At 42.3% G+C, this 20258-nt stretch carries 15 protein-coding genes and 1 tRNA gene; 13 read left to right on the forward strand and 3 right to left on the reverse strand.

Annotated features, from left to right (window positions below; translation table 11 throughout):
- The first annotated feature begins 35 nt into the window (after positions 1-35).
- The gene (gene clpB / locus Q0017_RS00080; RefSeq protein WP_298141237.1) at positions 36-2615 is read left to right on the forward strand and encodes an ATP-dependent chaperone ClpB; all 2580 of its coding nucleotides are present in this window, start codon (positions 36-38) and stop codon (positions 2613-2615) included.
- 47 nt (positions 2616-2662) lie between these two features.
- Here clpB and rlmKL read toward each other — a convergent pair whose 3' ends face one another.
- Positions 2663-4867 (reverse strand): bifunctional 23S rRNA (guanine(2069)-N(7))-methyltransferase RlmK/23S rRNA (guanine(2445)-N(2))-methyltransferase RlmL, encoded by a 2205-nt coding sequence (rlmKL, locus tag Q0017_RS00085; RefSeq protein ID WP_298141240.1) that lies wholly within the window; start codon positions 4865-4867, stop codon positions 2663-2665.
- A 345-nt stretch (positions 4868-5212) separates the two neighbouring features.
- Here rlmKL and Q0017_RS00090 point away from each other — a divergent pair, with 345 nt between their 5' ends.
- The 4 genes from Q0017_RS00090 to Q0017_RS00105 all read left to right on the forward strand — a co-directional run bounded on the left by Q0017_RS00090 (position 5213) and on the right by Q0017_RS00105 (position 10019).
- Positions 5213-6229, forward strand: coding sequence for an aspartate carbamoyltransferase catalytic subunit (locus Q0017_RS00090; RefSeq protein WP_298141243.1), 1017 nt, complete (start codon positions 5213-5215; stop codon positions 6227-6229).
- 10 nt (positions 6230-6239) lie between these two features.
- Positions 6240-7475, forward strand: a complete 1236-nt coding sequence (locus Q0017_RS00095; RefSeq protein WP_298141246.1) for a dihydroorotase — start codon at positions 6240-6242, stop codon at positions 7473-7475.
- 182 nt (positions 7476-7657) lie between these two features.
- Positions 7658-9157, forward strand: coding sequence for an OmpA family protein (locus Q0017_RS00100; protein WP_298141249.1), 1500 nt, complete (start codon positions 7658-7660; stop codon positions 9155-9157).
- Positions 9158-9239: 82 nt separating this feature from the next.
- Positions 9240-10019, forward strand: a complete 780-nt coding sequence (locus Q0017_RS00105) for a Rossmann-like and DUF2520 domain-containing protein (protein WP_298141252.1) — start codon at positions 9240-9242, stop codon at positions 10017-10019.
- Between the two features lie 38 nt (positions 10020-10057).
- Here Q0017_RS00105 and Q0017_RS00110 read toward each other — a convergent pair.
- Together Q0017_RS00110 and cysS are read right to left on the reverse strand one after the other, a co-directional pair.
- Positions 10058-10133: transfer RNA gene (locus Q0017_RS00110), tRNA-Gly, on the reverse strand.
- Positions 10134-10188: 55 nt separating this feature from the next.
- Positions 10189-11610 (reverse strand): cysteine--tRNA ligase, encoded by a 1422-nt coding sequence (gene cysS, locus Q0017_RS00115; protein ID WP_298141255.1) that lies wholly within the window; start codon positions 11608-11610, stop codon positions 10189-10191.
- A gap of 230 nt (positions 11611-11840) precedes the next feature.
- Between cysS and Q0017_RS00120 the strand changes: the two genes are divergently transcribed.
- The 8 genes from Q0017_RS00120 (at position 11841) to Q0017_RS00155 (ending at position 20204) form a co-directional block, all read left to right on the forward strand.
- A complete protein-coding gene (locus Q0017_RS00120) occupies positions 11841-12818 on the forward strand; it encodes an SIS domain-containing protein (protein ID WP_298141674.1) in 978 nt (325 codons plus the stop codon).
- Positions 12819-12821: 3 nt separating this feature from the next.
- Entirely contained in the window at positions 12822-13361 is a 540-nt protein-coding gene (locus Q0017_RS00125; protein ID WP_298141257.1) for an HAD family hydrolase, read from the forward strand.
- A gap of 31 nt (positions 13362-13392) precedes the next feature.
- The gene (gene lptC, locus Q0017_RS00130; protein WP_298141260.1) at positions 13393-13935 is read left to right on the forward strand and encodes an LPS export ABC transporter periplasmic protein LptC; all 543 of its coding nucleotides are present in this window, start codon (positions 13393-13395) and stop codon (positions 13933-13935) included.
- Positions 13925-14467 carry a lipopolysaccharide transport periplasmic protein LptA gene (gene lptA / locus Q0017_RS00135; RefSeq protein WP_298141263.1) on the forward strand — a complete coding sequence of 181 codons (543 nt, stop codon included), beginning with the start codon at positions 13925-13927 and terminating at the stop codon, positions 14465-14467. Before lptC ends, lptA begins: the two co-directional genes overlap by 11 nt.
- Positions 14467-15207: an LPS export ABC transporter ATP-binding protein gene (gene lptB / locus Q0017_RS00140; RefSeq protein ID WP_298141267.1), complete on the forward strand. Its 741-nt coding sequence runs from the start codon at positions 14467-14469 to the stop codon at positions 15205-15207. The genes lptA and lptB overlap by 1 nt, the downstream gene beginning before the upstream one ends.
- A 148-nt stretch (positions 15208-15355) precedes the next feature.
- Entirely contained in the window at positions 15356-16894 is a 1539-nt protein-coding gene (locus Q0017_RS00145) for a TolC family outer membrane protein (protein ID WP_298141677.1), read from the forward strand.
- On the forward strand, positions 16894-19035 hold the full coding sequence (locus Q0017_RS00150; protein WP_298141270.1) for a type I secretion system permease/ATPase: 2142 nt from the start codon (positions 16894-16896) through the stop codon (positions 19033-19035). The genes Q0017_RS00145 and Q0017_RS00150 overlap by 1 nt, the downstream gene beginning before the upstream one ends.
- Positions 19032-20204 carry an HlyD family type I secretion periplasmic adaptor subunit gene (locus tag Q0017_RS00155; RefSeq protein WP_298141274.1) on the forward strand — a complete coding sequence of 391 codons (1173 nt, stop codon included), beginning with the start codon at positions 19032-19034 and terminating at the stop codon, positions 20202-20204. Before Q0017_RS00150 ends, Q0017_RS00155 begins: the two co-directional genes overlap by 4 nt.
- The last annotated feature ends 54 nt before the right edge of the window (positions 20205-20258 follow it).

The following is a 20258-nucleotide window of genomic DNA, read 5'->3' on the forward strand; positions in this document are numbered from 1 at the left end:
GTTTCAAGTCGAACATTTGCATAGGAACAATAACAATGCGTTTCGAAAAATTTACCAATCGTTTACAACAATCGCTCTCTGATGCGCAGTCATTGGCCATGAGCCGTGACCATACTGCCATTGACACCATTCATCTGTTATCCACCTTGTTAGATGAGTCGAGCAACCTCAGTTTATTACAGCAAGCAGGCTGCAATTTGCAGCAGCTTAAAAGCGCTTTACACCAAGCCTTAACTGATGCTGCCACCTTAAGTACGCCAAGTGCAGACATTAATTTAAACCCTGAGGCGGTCAAAGCCTTAACGCTTGCCGATAGTTATGCCACTAAAGCGGGGGATGAGTTTCTATCTACCGATTGGTTGTTGTTGGCTTTAAGTGAAGTGGGTAATACCAAACCATTGTTGCAAAAAACGGGGCTTAATCCATCAAGCCTGCGCCAAGTCATTAAAAAAATTCGAGGGGATGAAAAAGTCATGAGCAATAACCATGAAGAGCAACGCGATTCACTCAATAAATACACCATTGATTTAAATGAACGTGCCTTGGCTGGCAAATTAGACCCTGTGATTGGTCGTGATGACGAGATTCGTCGTACCATTCAAGTCTTATCGCGCCGTACCAAAAACAATCCAGTATTGATTGGTGAACCTGGGGTCGGTAAAACCGCCATTGTAAAAGGCTTGGCGCAACGTATCATTAATGGTGAGGTACCTGATAGCCTAAAAGGTAAACGGGTCTTGTCGCTTGATTTAGGCGCGTTGTTGGCTGGTGCCAAATATCGTGGCGAATTTGAAGAGCGTTTAAAAGCAGTGCTTAAAGATTTAGCCAAGCTCGATGGTGAAGTGATTCTATTTATTGATGAATTACATACCTTGGTGGGTGCAGGTAAAGGCGATGGTGCGATGGATGCAGGCAATATGCTCAAACCTGCGCTCGCGCGTGGTGAGTTACGCTGTGTAGGTGCCACCACTTTAGATGAATACCGTCAATTTATTGAAAAAGATGCCGCGCTTGAGCGTCGTTTCCAAAAAGTCTTGGTCGATGAGCCAAGTGTGGAAGACACCATTGCCATTTTGCGTGGCTTAAAAGAGCGTTATGCCACTCATCATGGTGTACAAATTTTAGATTCAGCCATTATTGCGGCGGCTAAAATGTCGCATCGTTATATCACCGACCGTCAACTGCCGGATAAAGCCATTGATTTAATTGATGAAGCAGCATCACGCATTAAAATGGAACTAGATTCTAAACCAGAAAGTTTAGATAAACTTGAGCGCCGTTTAATTCAACTTAAAATGCAGTTGGCGGCGGTGCAAAAAGATGAAGATGCGGGTGCTAAAGCTGAAATTAACCATTTAGAAAAACAAATCATTGAAGTTCAACATGAGTTTAATGATCTAGAAGAAATTTGGCGTGCCGACAAAGCTTTGGTTGAAGGCAACAAAGATCTACAGATTAAACTCGATCAAGCCCGTATTGCACTTGAAAAAGCCCAACGTGAAGGCAATTTAGAAGAGGCTGGACGTTTGCAATATGGCGTGATTCCTGAATTGCAAAAACAGATGGAACGCGTAGAAACTGCCACAGAAAGTGAAGCGCCAAAATTGCTACGCAATAAAGTCACAGACAATGAAATTGCTGAAGTGGTGAGTGCTGCGACCGGTATTCCTGTGGCAAAAATGTTGCAAGGTGAGCGTGAAAAACTGTTGCAGATGGAAAGCTTCTTACACAATCGTGTGGTCGGACAAGATGAGGCCGTGGTGGCTGTGTCCAACGCAGTACGTCGTTCGCGTGCCGGATTGTCAGATCCGAATCGTCCAAGTGGGTCATTTTTGTTCTTAGGTCCAACGGGGGTGGGTAAAACCGAACTGACCAAAGCCTTAGCCAATTTCTTGTTTGATGATGACGATGCCATGATTCGTGTGGATATGTCAGAATTCATGGAGAAACATTCAGTCAGCCGTTTGGTGGGTGCGCCTCCAGGTTATGTGGGTTATGAAGAAGGTGGAGTATTAACCGAAGCGGTACGTCGTAAGCCATATAGCGTAGTGTTGTTTGACGAAGTTGAAAAAGCCCATCCAGATGTATTTAACATCTTGCTACAAGTACTTGATGATGGACGTTTAACCGACTCGCAAGGGCGCGTGATTGACTTTAAAAACACTGTGATTGTGATGACTTCAAACCTAGGTTCGCATGATGTACGTGAATTAGGTGACCATGCCAGCGAAGAAGAAGTGCGTAGTGTGGTGATGGCGGCGGTGAGTGAACATTTCCGTCCGGAGTTTATTAACCGTATTGATGAATTGGTGATCTTCCATGCCCTGAAAAAAGCACAAATTCGTGGCATTGCTGATATTCAATTGCAACGTCTACGTAGTCGTTTGGTTGAGCGTGATTTGCAATTAACCTTAGATGATGCCGCTTTTGATCAATTAATTGATGCCGGATTTGACCCAATTTACGGCGCACGTCCATTAAAACGTGCGATTCAGCAACAAGTAGAAAACGGCTTAGCACAGCGTATCTTGGCTGGTGACTATGTGCCGGGTGATACCATTTTGGTCACTGCTCAAAATGGTGAATTGCTGTTTGATACACTAAAACTCAGCTAATTTAATAAAAAAAACCGCGCCTTGGCGCGGTTTTTTATGCAATATCTTTAGTTTTGCGGATGCATGATTTTCCATGCACGGTGAATCTTTTGGTTACGCTTAAAGTCGGGACCAATGGTTTCATGTGAAATTTCTTCGACATCAAAGAACGCTAAAATTTCTTCGTCCATTTCAAAACCACGGTAGTTGTTTGAGAAGTACAAGGTACCTTCCGTAGTTAGGCGGTTCATGGCACGTTTAAGTAACGACAAATGGTCACGTTGCACGTCAAAGGTACCGTGGAATTTCTTCGAGTTTGAGAAGGTTGGTGGGTCAATAAAGATCAAGTCATATTGTTCATGACCTTCTTTGAGCCACTCAAAGCAATCTGATGAGAAGAACATATGTTGTTCATCTGCATGATCGACAGTTAAGCCGTTGAGTACAAAGTTCTCTTTTGACCAATTTAAGTAAGTATTGGATAAATCGACACTTGTAGTACTCGCAGCACCACCTAAAGCGGCATGTAAGCTTGCTGTAGAGGTATAGCTATACAGATTTAAGAAGTGTTTGCCTTTAGCTTCTTTGGCAATACGTAAACGCATTTGACGGTGATCAAGGAACAAACCGGTATCTAAATAATCCGTTAGGTTGACCAAGACTTTGGCTTTGCCTTCTTGCACAATAAAACGCTTTGAAGCAGTACTTTGTTTGGTGTACTGATTTTTACCTTCTTGGCGAGCACGGGTTTTAATAAAGATCGCATCACGACCTAAACCAGTGACTGCACGAATCGCTTGTAAGCCTAAGTTAAAACGCTTTTTGGCTTTTTCAGGATCAATAGTTTTAGGTGGTGCGTATTCTTGCACATGTAAACGATCGCCATATAAGTCAATCGCCACGTTAAAGTCAGGTAAATCGGCATCATATAAACGTAAGCAATACACGCCTTCTTTAACCGCCCATTTCTTTAAAGTTTGCATGTTTTTGGTTAAACGGTTAGCAAATTCAACAGCACCTTCAATCGGTTCAAACTGTTGTGGCTGCCACTCGGCTAAAAACGGCACCATTGCGTTGCCCGGTTTAATTTTGCCTGAACGAATGTAAATCGGTAATTTACCGTTCATTAAACGTAAGGTTTGTGGCTCATTAAATGCCAAAACGTCGGCTTGTTCAATTTGTGATGCAATCACAGCCGCGGTTTGATTTGGGAAGTTCTTTTGTAACAGCGCTGATAAACCTAAATACAAGGCGCGGTTGGAGGCTTTTTCACCTAGACGCTCACCATACGGTGGGTTAGTGACCACAAAGGCACGTTTAGCTTCAGCTTTAAAATCAGGCCAATCGGCTAAAGTACGTTCTTCAATTTGGATTTGATCAAGCAAAGCTTCAAAGCCTGCCGCAGCAATGTTTTTCTTGGTGGCTTTTACAGCTTCCCAGTCGGCATCAAAGGCATAAATTTTTGGTAGTTCTTTGGCAAGACCCGCCTGATGACGTTCAGCCGCTTCAGCTTTAATGCTCATCCACAGTTCATGGTCATGACCATTCCAACCATTAAAACCAAAACGACGCACTAAACCTGGGGCACGGTCAGTCAAGATAAATAATGATTCAATAATAAAGGTACCCGAACCACACATTGGGTCGAGTAAAATTTCAGGCTGCACGCCAGCTAAATCAGCTTTATGCAAAATTGCAGCAGCTAAGTTTTCTTTAATCGGCGCATCGGTCATGTAATGACGGTAGCCACGTTTATGCAATGAATCACCAGATAAATCTAAGCAGTAAGTGTGCTCAGTTTTACCTGCCAAAATATACATGGTGATTTCAGGTGCTTTGGTATCAATACTTGGACGTTTACCTACCGCTTCCATAAAAGAATCGACGACACCATCTTTGGCACGTAAAGTGGCAAATTGGGTATTTACCTTAATTTCACGTTCGGTGTGTAAACGAATGGCAAAGGTGCTTTGTGGTGCAAAAATCAGTGACCAATCAAAAGCCATTGCGCCTTCATATAACTCTTCAGCAACATCACGCGCATCATGAGTAAATTCGATGTCATGGGTATGAATCGGTAACAATACACGTGAAGCAAGGCGCGACCACATACAAATGCGATAGGCATGTTCGAGTGTGCCTTGGAAAATTAAACGACCCGGTAAACGCTCAATCTTTTGAATCCCTAGATTTTCGAGTTCTTCTTGAAGTAGGACTTCAAGTCCATCTGCACAGGTGACCCAATACGTAGAAAGACGGGGTTTCGAATTCATGTAAATTTCCAAAAGCAATAACGCAATTTGCTATTTTAGCGTATTTTCATGGCTTTGGGTGACAGAGCTTTGCCTTTGTTTACACGCTTTTGTAGATTTGAGTAAATTTGCTCATCAGGCACAGACAACACCGCAAAGTGCATAAATCAAAAAGCCGAGCACGCTACAGGGCAAAAGCCAAGGAGAATAAAATTTCGTTTAAATTATCTAATTGAATTATCAGCTAAGAGTTTGCTTTTTGATTTTATGTGCCAAGCTGATTTTTGTACGAATGGTGCTGCGCGCCTGTGCCCAAATCTATGAATCTCTGTATAATGCATCAACTTAACCGCTAAGGAATCTCTCATGCACTTTGCTGCATTACACACCCCGAGCCAGATTCAACTCAATAAATACGGCAATTTAAAACATTTTTTGACCATTGATGGTCTTTCAAAAGAAACACTCACCAAAATTTTAGACACCGCACAATCTTTTTTTAATGACCAAAATCAATTGATCACCAACAATATGTTGGAAGGTCGTACGGTCATGAACTTATTTTTTGAAAACTCAACCCGTACTCGTACCACCTTTGAAGCTGCGGCAAAACGTTTGTCGGCCAATGTATTAAATATTGATATTGCCCGTTCAAGTACCTCAAAAGGCGAAACGCTACGCGATACGCTTTGGAACTTAGAAGCCATGGCCACCGATATTTTTGTGGTGCGTCATTCATCTTCAGGCGCAGCGCATTTTATTGCCAAAGATATTTGCCCCAATGTGGCGATTATTAACGCAGGTGATGGTCGTCATGCGCATCCTACGCAAGCGATGTTGGATATGCTGACCATTCGCCGTGAAACCAAAAAGAATTTTGAAGATATGTCGATTGCTATTATTGGCGATATTAAACATTCACGCGTGGCACGTTCGGATGTTGCAGCATTACAAACCCTAGGCTGTAAAGATATTCGTGTGATTGCACCCAATACGTTGTTGCCGTATGGCTTTGAAGAATATGGCCCTGAAGTGCGTTTATTTAACAACATGGAAGCCGGCATTCAAGATTGCGACGTGATTATCACTTTACGTATTCAAAATGAACGTATTGATTCACCTGCATTGGCTTCACAAGCTGAGTTTTACCGCATGTATGGTTTAAACCAAGAACGTTTGGCTATGGCAAAACCTGATTGTATCGTGATGCATCCGGGACCAATGAACCGTGGTGTTGAAATTGATTCAAGTGTTGCCGACGGTCCACAAGCAGTGATTTTAAATCAGGTCACCAACGGAATTGCGGTGCGTATGGCAGTGTTGGCACTTGCTATGCAAGGGCAACTAGAAGAACAAGGTTTAATTGAAGCGATTGCAGGTTAAGGGATTGGTCATGACTATTGTAAAAATTGAAAACGTACGCGTACTTGATCCGATTACTCAAACTGATTGCGTAGAAACCGTTTATATCCAAGACGGTAAACGTGTTGCAGCGGCAGACCATGTCGATGAAACTTTAGATGGTCAAGGTAAATGGCTGATGCCAACCATGGTCGATTTATGTGCACGTTTACGTGAACCAGGTCAGCAGCAACATGGTACTTTAAAATCTGAAGGGCGTGCTGCACGTGAAAATGGTATTTTGCATGTGTTTACCCCACCTGATTCTCAGCCGATTGTGCAAGACAATGGCGCGTTAATTCATGGTTTGGTTGAAAAAGCCATGCTCGATGGCGGTATCTATTTAGAAGTCATTGGTGCTCAAACCCAAGGTCTTAAAGGTCAACAACCAGCCAATATGGCAGCCTTAAAAAAAGGTGGTTGTAGCGCCGTGACCAACGCCAATGCGGCTTTTGCTGATGATGACGTGGTGATTCGCACCCTTGAATATGCAGCCGGTTTAGACATGACAGTGGTGTTTTATGCCGAAGAGCCACAAATTGCTAAAGATGGCTGTGTGCATGAAGGCTTTACCGCATCACGCCAAGGTTTACCGACCATTCCTGCGATTGCTGAAACTGTCGCGATTGCCAAATACTTGATTATGGTTGAAGCCACTCAAGTGCGTGCGCATTTTGGTTTATTATCAAGTGGTGCATCTGTGGCACTGATTCAAGCCGCCAAAGCCAAGGGTTTACCTGTAACGTGTGATGTGGCGATGCATCAATTGCATTTAACTGAGCATTTAATTGATGGTTTTAATGCGCTTGCACATGTGCGTCCGCCATTACGCTCAGAACAAGACAAACAACTGCTGCGTCAAGGTTTAAAAGACGGTGTAATTGACGCCATTTGTACCCATCACGAGCCACTCAGTGGTTCGGCAAAATTAGCCCCGTTTGCAGAAACCCAATCGGGTATCACCGCTTTTGATACATTTGTGGCACTGGGTGTGCAATTGGTAGATGAAGGCTTATTGTCAGCATTAGAATGGGTAGAAAAAGTGACCCTTGCACCGGCAACTGTGGCGCATATGCAAGCGCGTTGGCAACAACAAGCCGGTTTAGTGTTGCTAGACCCATCACATACGTGGAGCCTCACTAAAGACACTATTTTGTCTCAAGGCAAAAACACGCCATTACTGGGTCAACAACTCACAGGTAAAGTGCTACGTACCTTTGTTGCTTAAGTTTCATGTCAAAACAAGTCAGCTACGGCTGGCTTTTTTTATGCCTGCACTCCGTGAATTTTTTCTTCGCTTATATTTTATACAATTATTTACATCATCTTAAAAAAGCCGCTTTACACTGATAAAAGTAACTTCGATTACAAAGTAAGAATAATCACAATAAAATACAATGAGGTTTTGTTATGACATTTGATATTGTAGATGTACTTAAGCAAAAAGTGTCTGCACAGATACTTGCAGATGAAAAAGATTATGTCGTAGAAAAGAGTCAAGCTTTGGCTGGTTTTTATCCCATTTTATTGGCATTACTACAAGCCAAGCCGGATTTGATTCAAAGTTTACAAAATCAACTTAATCCAAGGATCGATGATCTGTTTAACGGTAATCAGAGCTTAAAACAGCAAATGCTGCAACATTTAAGCCCCACCATTCCGATTGACCAAACTGAAAAAACCTTAGGTCGTGCTATTGCGCCAAGCTTAACGGTTTTAGAGCATGAGGCAGGTTCTAGCAACCCTGATACCATTGCCCATTTTTTGAGTAGCAAATTAGCCACTATTCAAGCGCATTTACCCACATGGGCTGTGCCAATTTTGGCAGCGTTGGGGGTGAATCATGCCCAAGCGCAACCTGTGCAGCATCATCCGGTTGAACCTGTTAAAGAGGAGAAAAAATCGGGCTTTTTATTGCCATTGATTGCCTTTTTAATTTTGGCTGGTTTATTGGCATTTTTATTTAAAGCCTGTAATAGCCAAAAAACCGAACCTGTTGTGGCCACAAGCAATCAAACGGCCACCGAGTCGGCACGTTTTCAGCTCAATACCGGTGCAACAGGCGATTTAGTCACCTGTCAGATTTATCTCAATCAGCCAAAATATATGCAGCTTTTACAAAATGAAGTGAAGCAAATCTTTAACCACAATAACGGTTGTGGTGCCGATGGCAATGCCATGTATGGCACTGAATTTATGGATCAAGATTTAATTCCAAGCGTACTAAAGCAGATCAAAGGCGTGCCCAACACCAATATAGATTGGCAGGGTAATCAACTGACGATTCAATCTGCCAATCCAATAGATGCACAAAATCTTGCATATAAGATCAAACCATTACTTAAAAATATCAGCGTCATGGTAGCGCCTGCTGTGGCGGCAGTGGCAACGGATGCCAACGCCGTGCCGGCAAGCACAGCAGCTGAGGTCGATCGCGCGGTAAATGACAGTATTAGCCAAGCCGGTCAAGCACTCTCCAATATTGATCGTAATAATGTGACTGCATTAGATATCGCCACAGCATTAAATCTGCAAATTATTAATTTTGCTTCGGCATCAAGTGTGATTCCTCAGAGCAATAAATTGATTTTAGATCAAGCCGCAGATTTAGTGAAAGGTGCGCCACACGTGGTGTTAAATGTGGAAGGGCATACCGACAGCACAGGCAATGCAGCAGCCAATAAAACCTTGTCCTTACAACGCGCTCAAGCTGTGGTCACATATTTAGTTGCCCAAGGCGTGAACCCAAATCAGTTAAAAGCGCTAGGTTTTGGTCAAGAACAGCCAATTGCTGATAATGCCACCGAATCAGGTAAATTTAGAAACCGTCGTATTGAGTTTGAAGTGGTCAATACCGAAACAGGTACAGTACGTAAAGTGGATGAACAAGGGGTAAATAAACAGCCTTAACTCAAACAAACCCAAAAGGACGAATTGCTTCGTCCTTTTTTTATTGGCATGCTGTGGGCAAAATTAAAGATAGATGGCTGGTATGAAGATTAGTTTTATTGGTGCGGGACGTGTTGCTCATCATTTAGCCAAGGCTTTAAGTGCACAGCATCAAATTGTGGATGTGTATAGTCGCAGTGGTACAGCAGCGCAGGCACTCGCCGACCAAGTTGCAGCACGTGCGGTGAGCTCTGCACAGGATTTAAATCCTGAAATTGATATTGCGATTATTGCAGTGAGTGATCAGGCGATTGAAAGTGTAGTGCGTGATATTGGTGTGTACCTGCCTAAAGTTTGTTTGGTGCATACTTCAGGTAGTACGGCGATGCAGGTATTAAGCGCAGTGCATGATCGGGTTGGGGTGTTTTATCCTTTGCAAACTTTTAGCTTTGAAAGTGTGATTGATTGGAGCAACACCCCACTTTTAATTGAAGCCAAAGATCCAGAGGATGAAAAGCAATTGCTGCAATTGGCACAACAGATGAGCCAACGTGTCTATGCCTATAGTTCTGAGCAACGTTTAAGTTTGCATTTGGCAGCCGTGTTTGCTTGTAATTTTAGCAATTATTGTTTTGATATGGCCCAACAAATTGTAGATGCCAAACAAGTAGATTTTAGTTTGTTGCATCCTTTGGTGTTGGAAACAGCTAAAAAAGCCACCCAACATCCACCGCATAGCGTACAAACAGGACCTGCAAAACGTGGAGATCAAAATATTTTAAATCTACATCAAACCCTATTAAATGATGCAGCGCGTCAAGATTTACAACAGGTATATGCTTTACTCAGTCAACAGATTCAACAACGTGAACAGTATGCATAAAAAAATCCGAGATCAAAGATCTCGGATTTTTTGTATTCTGGAGCGGGAAAGGAGACTCGAACTCCCGACCCCAACCTTGGCAAGGTTATGCTCTACCAACTGAGCTATTCCCGCAATGAGGTGAATTATAAGCAAAAAAATGAGCTTGTCAATACCTCAATGAAAAAAATTAATCGGCACGGCGCCAAACTGTACCTTGACGGGTATCTTCAAGCACAATGCCTTGCTCAAGTAAGCTTTGACGAATTTCATCGGCACGCGCAAATTGTTTGGCTTTTTTGGCATCCACACGTTGTTGAATCAAATCTTCAATTTGTTCAGGGCTTAATGCTAAAGCGTCTTGACCAATATCTGATTTTAAGAATTCATCTACATCGTATTGAACAAGGGCTAAAATATCGGTGAGGTGGCGCAAAGTGGCATAATACACATGCGCTTGTTCAGCGTTTTGTTCTTTGACCGCCGTGTTTAAGGCTTTGTTAATTTCAAACAATACCGCAATCGCTTCTGAGGTATTAAAGTCATCACGCATGGCTGCATTAAAACGCTCAACTAAAGTTTCATCGGCAGTTGCGCGAACTTCGTTGCCATACACAGCTTGATACGCTTTAAATGAATGGTAAAAACGCGTGAGTGTGGTTTTGGCTTCTTTGAGTGCCACATCTGAGAAATTCACAGGGCTGCGATAGTGTGAAGACACAATAAAGTAACGAATCACTTCAGGATGAAACTTGTCCATCACATCACGAATGGTGAAGAAGTTGCCTAATGATTTAGACATTTTTTCGCCATCAACGTTAATAAAGCCGACATGCATCCAATAATTGACGTATTGTTCGCCAGTTGCTGCTTCTGATTGGGCAATTTCATTTTCATGATGTGGGAAAGTCAAATCTGAACCGCCACCATGAATATCAAAGTGATTGCCTAAGCAGCAAGTGGACATGGCTGAACATTCAATATGCCAACCCGGACGACCATTGCCCCAAGGCGATGCCCAAGATGGTTCATTTTCTTTGGCATGTTTCCATAATACAAAGTCAAAGGGATGTTTTTTCTCAACTTCAACATCTACACGCTCAGATGCACCTGCTTGCATATCTTCCAATTTACGACCAGATAAACGACCGTATTTGGCAAATTTCTCTACTTGGAAATACACATCACCATTGTTTGATGGATAGGCTGTGCCATTTTCCACTAAAGTACCAATCATGTTTTGCATGTGCGGAATAAAATCTGTGGCACGCGGTGCTTCATCAGGATGTAAACAGCCTAGATTTTGTGCGTCTTCATTCATGGCTTGAATAAAGCGGTCGGTGAGGGCTGTAATTGACTCGCCATTTTCGTTGGCACGTTTAATGATTTTGTCGTCAATATCGGTAATATTGCGCACATATTTCACCTGCCAACCTTGACTACGTAAGAAGCGAATAATGTAGTCAAATGCAACCATGACACGCGCATGTCCAATATGACAGTAGTCATACACGGTCATACCGCAAACGTACATGTCAATCTGACCCTCAACGCGAGGTACGAATTCTACTTTTTTGCGCTGCTCTGAGTTATAAAGAACAAATGGTTGCATGGCTGTTTCAATAAAAATTAACAAAAAGATGTGCTAATCATAACGTAACGCCCATGTTTAACAAAGTTTTCCACGTTATGTTTGCTAAATGCGGTACGGATATGGCAAAAAGGCCGCGATTTTGAAAAAGCCATTTGCATAGATATGCTAAAATTTGCGAAAATTCATTTTTGCTGATCCTCCTTAAGACACGTAATAGCGTGAAGGTTAAGACATTGAATCCACCGAATATCCCCAATCTTGTCGATTTTGAAAAAGTCGCCTTAGAAACCTTAAAAATTGAAGAACAAGCACTGCAAGTGTTAGCCACGCAGATTGATGCGCGTTTTAGCCGTGCTTGCGAGATTATTTTGCAATGCCAAGGTCGTCTAGTCATTACAGGGATGGGTAAGTCGGGACATATTGGTCGCAAAATGGCAGCCACTTTTGCTTCAACTGGTACACCCTCATTCTTTATGCATCCCGGTGAAGCGGGGCATGGTGATTTAGGCATGCTCATGCGCGGTGATGTATTAATTGCGATTTCCAATTCTGGCAAAAGCGATGAAATTATGATGCTGATGCCTTTAATTAAACATTTACAAGTGCCTTTAATCACCATTAGTGGTGATGCATCAGGTCCAATGCCGCAAAATGCTGACGTTGCACTGACTTTAGGTAATATTACAGAAGCGTGTCCTTTAGGTTTAGCACCTACATCAAGTACCACAGCCACATTGGCTTTAGGTGATGCTTTGGCGGTGGCTTTACTTGATGCGCGTGGTTTTACCGCAGATGATTTTGCTCGTTCGCATCCGGCAGGGGCATTGGGTAAGCGTTTATTGTTACAAGTCAAACATCTAATGCATACGGGTCAAGACTTGCCTAAAGTTGCACCTCATACACCCATGAACCAAGTATTGTACGAAATTTCCAATAAGCGTTTGGGTCTTACCACCATTGTGGATGAAAATGACACTTTATTAGGTATTTTCACCGATGGCGATTTACGTCGCTTAATTGATAAACAACAAGGCTTTGATGTGAGCTTGGCGGTGTCTGAGGTGATGACGGCACAGCCCTCAACGATTGACGCTGAGGCACGTGCAGTAGAGGCTTTAGCACGATTACGTGATAAAAAAATCAACCAATTTGTGGTGGTTGATGCAGCCAATAAAGTCATTGGTGTGGTCAGTATGCATGATCTAATTCAAGCTGGGGTAAATTAACACATGGCATCTTATATTTTACTAGAACAAGCGCGTGATATTCAGGCCTTAGTCCTTGATGTCGATGGTATTTTAAGTGATGGCTTTGTCACACTCACCAACAATGGTGATGAGATTAAATCCTTTGATATTCGTGATGGTCTTGGCATGAAACTGGTGCAACAAGCCGGCATGAAAGTGATTATTATCACCGGTCGTAAAAGCCATATTGTTGAAAAACGCATGAGCGATTTAGGGGTTGATTTAGTTTATCAAGGCCGTGAAGATAAAGGTGTGGCATTAACAGAAGCCTGTCAGCAACTGGGTTTAAGCCCAGAAGATTGCCTCTATATGGGTGATGATTGGCCAGATTTATCAGCGTTTGCCATTGCAGGTATGAAAGTGACTGTGCCCAATGGTCATTTAGAAGTGCGTCGTCGTGCAGATTTAGTGACCCAAGCTATGGGTGGCCGTGGTGCGGTACGTGAGATTTGTGACATGTTGTTAATGTCAAAGGGTGTGTATGACGCTTTACTTGAAAAGTATGCTGCGACCCCACACTAATATTTTATCTAATTAAAGTGAAACCACAGCGATGGATACTAAAGTTTTATACGTCGCAGCAGTTGTGATTGCTGCTGTAAGTGGTGGCTACTACTATTACAGCGGAAAACAGCAAAAGCTTGAAGCAGATGCTGCCCAAAGCATGACTTATTCTGCTGAAAACATTCATTTAACCCAAACCCATGAAGATGGTCAGTTGCATGTTAAAGCGACGGTTGAGCGACTAGAGCAAGACATGCAGCAAAAAACTGCCAGCTTAACCAAGCTAGATGCATCGTTGTATCAAGATGGTATGGTCAACGCGACCTTTACCGCCAATAAAGCGCACAGCGTTGACGATAACAACAAGGTGGTGTTGTCAGAGCAAGTTTCTGCCACCAAGTTATTGACCCAAGGGCAAATGCAACTTGATACCACTGAGTTAACTTTTTACCCAAAGACGCGCGATATACAAACCGATAAAATGGTGATTGTGCAATCCCCACAAGCTGAGTTTGTCAGCCAAGGTCTGAAAGCCAATTTAAATGAAGGGCAATACGAATTTTTTAATATTCGAGGAACGTATGAACGGTAATTTTAAGCATACAGCATTAATCAAAGCTGCCCTCCTTGGAATGACACTGCTTGCAAGTACGGCATGGGCCTTGCCATCAGATCGCAATCAACCAATTTCATTGGTAGCCGATCGTGGTAGCTTTAATGAAAAAAGCGGTGTCATGACCTATAGCGGCAACGTGGTCATTGAACAAGGCACCATGAAGCTGCAAGCGGCAAGTATTGTAGTTAATTTAAATGCCAAAAAAGAAATCAGTAGCATTACTGCATCAGGCTCACCTGCACGTTTTCAGCAGCAGCTTGAAGCCAATAAAGGCTTAGCCAAAGGTCAAGCCAATAAAATTACCTACAACGCACAAACCGGTATTTTAACTCTGTCGGGCAATGCTATCTTAGAGCAAAATGGCGCAAGCTTAAAAGGCAGCACCTTACGCTATAGCATGAACAAAGGTGATATTGAAGCGATTGGTACCCCAGGTTCATCTTCAGGTCGTGTACAAATTGTGATTCCACCATCAAGCACTAAATCATTCCCAGGAGCACGTGACTAATGTCAAGCACTCCAGTACAGACCTTAACCATTAAGCATTTGGCCAAAAACTATAGTAAGCGATGGGTGGTCAAAGATGTGTCTTTTAGTATGCAAAGTGGTCAAATTGTAGGGCTACTTGGACCCAATGGTGCAGGTAAAACCACCAGCTTTTATATGGTGGTAGGTCTTGTACGTATGGATAAAGGCGAGATTCATCTTGATCATTTAGATTTGTCTGACCTTGCAATGCATGAACGTGCCCGCAAAGGCATTGGTTATTTGCCACAAGAGGCCTCAATTTTTCGTAAATTGACCATTGCTGAAAATATTATGGCAATTTTAGAAACACGTAACGATTTGACTAAAGACCAACGTAAAGTACGTTTAAACGAATTGTTAAGTGATTTTAAAATTACGCATATTAAAGACTCTTTAGGTATGAGTGTGTCAGGTGGTGAGCGTCGTCGTGCTGAGATTGCGCGTGCTTTAGCGGCTGACCCTAAATTTATGTTGTTGGATGAACCATTTGCTGGGGTTGATCCAATTTCGGTAGGTGATATTAAAGATATTATTACCACCTTAAAACAGCGTGGTATTGGGGTATTGATTACCGATCACAACGTACGTGAAACCTTGGCAATTTGTGAGCGTGCTTATATTGTCAGTGAAGGTGCTGTAATTGCTGAAGGTACGCCGCAGGACATTTTAGCCAACGAAAAAGTGCGCCAAGTATACTTAGGTGAAGATTTTACTGTTTAATTGAGCTTTAAAATCATAAAAAGACCAGAACATGACTGGTCTTTTTTCATGGAATTTACAAAAAGTAAGTCATTGAAAATAAAAATACAAAAAAGTGTCGATAAACAAGGTAAAATACCGAAAAATATTAGCTCATTCAAACTTATTGATTATGGCATTCAGACAAAAAACTAAAGTAAAACAGGGCGATGGGGTGCACGCAAATGTGATTAAGGGAGTAATTTTAACGTTATCTCTTTTGGTTTCGATAGCATATGCAGATACACCGCAGTCGTATTTCAGTACTTTTAAGGATAAAGGCTTTGGTTTGCTGGGTCCTAAAAGTGATGAAAACTTTAATAAAGCAAATGTTAAAGCACTGAGCAATTTCCAAATTGATACTTCGGCAATTCCGGAATTGCCGATGGTGACCCGTTTTGACCCAAACCTTCCCAATGGCACCAATTACATGCCAAATGTGCAGCGTTTAGCATTCAATGAAGCTATTTTGCGTGCGGTGCAACGTAATCCTGATATTTCTCAAGCCATTGCCAATTTAGCTTCACAAAATTCCAATATTGATGTGGCAAGAGCGGCATACTATCCGCAAATTTCAGGTGGCTTAGGCACAGGCGATTTAACGTCAGGTGAGCGTGGTCGACAGGTGATCAACCTCAATCTAACCCAAATGCTATATGACTTTGGTAAAGTCAAAAGCACTGTAGATGTGCAGCAAGCAAGATTACTTGCCGAACAAGCCAATGTTTTGGTGAGTATGGATGATGTGGCGTATCAAGCGGCCAATTCAATTGTGCAAATTAAGCGTTATCAAGAGATTACCAAAATTGCCGAAGAGCAAATTTCAGGAATTTCACGTATTACTGAAATTGCCAATTTACGTGCGCGTGCCGGGATCAGTAGCCAAGCCGATCCTGTGCAGGCACAATCGTATTTAGAATCGTCACGTTCTAATATGATCGTGCAGCAAACCCAATTGCGTCAGTATCAACAAAAATTACGTACTTTACTGGGCTTTGATGTGTCGGGTTTAGAATGGACTTTGCCTGAGCGTTTAATTGTGGATTCCAATTTATATCAAGAACCAGAATTTAACCAAGTCCCCAAAATGATGCTGGCACAAGCCCAAATTGAAGTGGCCAAGACAGAACTTGAGCAAACCCGTTTAAGTAATTATCCAACCTTGAATGTGAAAGGTTCGCTGAGTCAAGCGATTAATGGGCGTAATCCTAATAATAATGAAGATGATGGCTTTTATCACTCGATTATGCTTGAAGCCAACAGTAATTTTTATCAAGGTGGTGCAACCACATCACGCACAAAAGCTGCAAGTTATGCTGAACAAGCGGCGCGTGCACGTTTAAATACTGAATATTTAAATGTACTCGATCAAGTACGTGTATTACGTGAAGAAATTGAAAACAAGCAGCGTCAAATGAGTATCTTAATGGCGCGTAAAGAAACCGCAACGCGTACCAAAGAGCTGTATCAAGAGCAATATAAACTCGGCACACGTACTGTCGTAGATCTGTTAAATGCAGAGCAGTCTATTCATAGTGCCTCGCAAGAGATTGAAGCGGCACGTTATGACATCTATACCGCGATTGTGAACTATATTGCACAAACAGGACGTTCACGCGATTTGTATGAACTAAATAATATTTCTATTCAGGGGTTTGAAGTTCAATAATGAGTACGAAAATCAACTACCAACCATGGCTGCAAGCGGTTTTATCCATCGCCAAGCATTACCGTATTGAACCATCGGAAGAACGTATTCGTTTGCAATTGGACTGGAATCCCAACCAAACTGTAGATGATGTGCTTCATGTCATGACGCGTCAAATTGGCATGAGTGTGCGTAAAGCTGCATTTTCTGATGATTTGATGAACCCATGGCGTTTACCTGTTGTGGTTGAGTTTAATGGCGGTCAAGTAGGCGTCATTGATAAAATTGACAGTGAAGGCAACAGCAGTGTGCAATTTAGTGGTGATCAGGGCTTATCACAAACTTTAACGCTTGAGCAATTACGCGAAAATGCACGTTATTTGTATGTGATTCGTCCTGAAAAATCGGTACCCGATGCACGTGTTGATGAATACATCAAACCGTTTGAAAAAAATTGGTTTTGGTCAATTGTGTTAAAAGACTGGAAACGCTATATCGACATTATGTTTGCCTCACTCTTGGCAAACGTGTTGGCATTGGCCACGATTGTCTTTTCCATGAACGTATATGACCGTGTTATTCCGGCACAATCCATTCCAACGCTGTGGGTATTGGCCAGTGGTGTACTGATTGCGGCAATCTTTGAATTTATTTTAAGGGTGAGTCGGATTTATTTATCCGATGTGATTGGTAAGCGCGCTGATTTACGTATCTCTGATCGTGTTTTTGGACATGCTTTACGTATTAAAAATAATGAGCGTCCAAAATCAACCGGTACCTTTATTTCACAAATTCGTGAGCTTGAGGGTGTGCGTGAGTTAGTCACATCAACCACGGTATCTGCGATTGCTGATTTGCCATTTTTCTTCTTGTTTTTGGCTATTTTTTGGATTATTGGTGGCGATTTATTTTGGGTGATGTTGTTGGTGGTTCCACTGATGATTTTGCCGGGTATTTTGGCACAAAAACCATTAGCGAAATTGGCACAAGAAGGCATGCGTGAAGGTGCAATTCGTAATGCTATGTTGGTTGAGTCGGTACAAGGGATTGAAGACATTAAGTTATTACGTGCAGAAGCGCGTTTTCAAAACCAATGGAACCACATGAATGAAGTGGCAGCCGATGTGGGTATGCGTCAGCGTAAAATCATTGGTTTAATGACAGCATGGACACAAAAGATTCAAGGCTTAACCTTTGCTGTGGTGGTTTTAGTGGGTGCGTTTGCCGTGATGGATGGTGAAATGACCACAGGTGCCTTGGTTGCGTGTTCAATTTTATCATCACGTATGCTCGCGCCAATTTCACAACTAGCAGGGGTGTTAGGGCGTTTACAACAAGCCAAGGTGGCGAAACAAGGTCTAGATGAACTGATGAAAAAATCAGTCGATCAGCCTGATCATGCCTCATTGATTCATCGTCCTGCGATTCATGGGCATTATGAATTAGCAGGAGTGGCATTTAAGTATGCTCCTGATGATGCAAAACCCACTTTAGTGGTGCCAAAGCTTGAAATTAAACCGGGCGAGAAAATTGCGATCTTAGGGCGTAACGGTGCGGGTAAATCAACGCTGTTGCAACTGTTGTCGGGTATGCAAGAACCTACGCAAGGTAAGGTGAAGCTTGATGGTGTGGAACTGAACTTAATTGATCCATCGGATGTACGTCGTGATATGGGTTTGCTCAATCAAGGGGCACAACTGTTTTATGGTACGGTGCGTGAAAACTTAACCCTTGGTGCACCACTTGCAACTGATGATGAAATTCTACAAGCATTGCGTATTACCGGTGCGATTAACTTTGTTCAAGACAAAAAAGAAGGTCTTGATCATGTGATCTTAGAAGGTGGGGTGGGTTTCTCAGGTGGTCAACGTCAAGCTTTACTGTTGTCACGTTTATTGATTCGTCAACCTAATATTTTGTTGTTGGATGAACCAACTGCCGCAATTGATGATGTATCTGAAAAACAATTGATTGACCATCTTAAAGGTTGGTTGACGAATCGTACTATGGTGGTGGCGACCCATCGCCGTGCGGTATTGCAATTGGTGGATCGAATTATTGTGGTCAATGAGGGTAAAATTGTCATGGATGGACCGCGTGATCAGATCTTGAATCAATCTGCACAAAAACGTCCAGCACCAGCAGCAGGAGCCAAAGGATGAGTAAGCAAGCACAAAAAGTCACTGAGCTTGAACCACCATTACCAAAATCGAGTCTGCTGATTTGGATTGTTTGTATTGGTTTGTCGGTATTAATTGCTTGGGCATGGTTGTTTAAGCTTGAAGAAGTATCAACCGGTACCGGTAAAGTGGTTCCTTCTTCTAAAGAGCAAGTGATTCAATCCCTTGAGGGTGGTATTTTAACCAAGCTCAATGTGCGTGAAGGTGAAATTGTTGAGCAAGGCCAAGTCTTAGCTCAGCTTGACCCGACACGTTTTGAATCTAATGTAGGTGAATCAGAGTCATTGTTATTGTCGTCTTTAGCGACCTCTGCACGTTTACGCGCTGAGGTGAATGGAACTGCGTTGGTATTTCCCACTGAAGTACTCAAAGAACCTAAGTTGGTCAATGAAGAAACTGCTTTATATAATTCACGCCGTGCCAATTTAGAGGAGTCTTTGTCGGGTTTGCGTCAAGCTCTGAATTTGGTTGAGCAAGAGTTGCGTATGACGGAACCTTTGGTGGCCAAAGGTGCGGCCAGTGAAGTAGAAGTATTGCGTTTAAAACGTCAAGCCAATGATTTAAGTAATCAAATGAATGACATTCGTAACCAATACTATGTAAAGTCACGTGAAGAATTGGCCAAAGCCAATACGGATATTCAAACTCAATCACAGGTGGTTAAAGGTAAATCAGATACTTTAAGTCGTACGATTTTTAAATCACCTATGCGTGGTGTGGTCAAAGAAATTGATGTGATGACCATTGGTGGTGTGATTCCACAAAACGGTAAATTAATGACCATTGTACCTTTAGACGAACAGTTATTAATTGAGGCGCGTATTTCACCACGTGATATTGCCTTTATCCGTCCGGGGCAAGAAGCATTGGTTAAAATTACCGCCTATGATTATTCAATTTATGGTGGTTTAGACGGTAAAGTCACTGTGATTTCACCAGATACCATCCGTGATGAAGTCAAGCAAGACCAATTTTACTACCGTGTTTATATTCGTACCGATAAAGATAAGTTAGAAAATAAATCGGGTCAGCAATTTAGTATCACACCGGGTATGGTTGCCACAGTGGATATTAAAACGGGTGATAAAACCATTATTGATTACTTGATCAAACCGTTTAATAAAGCCAAAGAAGCTTTACGTGAACGATAATGATTAAGTGAATTTGAAATAAAAATCCTGCCTATACGGCAGGATTTTTTTTCA

The organism is uncultured Acinetobacter sp. (assembly GCF_947624825.1).
Lineage (GTDB): Bacteria > Pseudomonadota > Gammaproteobacteria > Pseudomonadales > Moraxellaceae > Acinetobacter.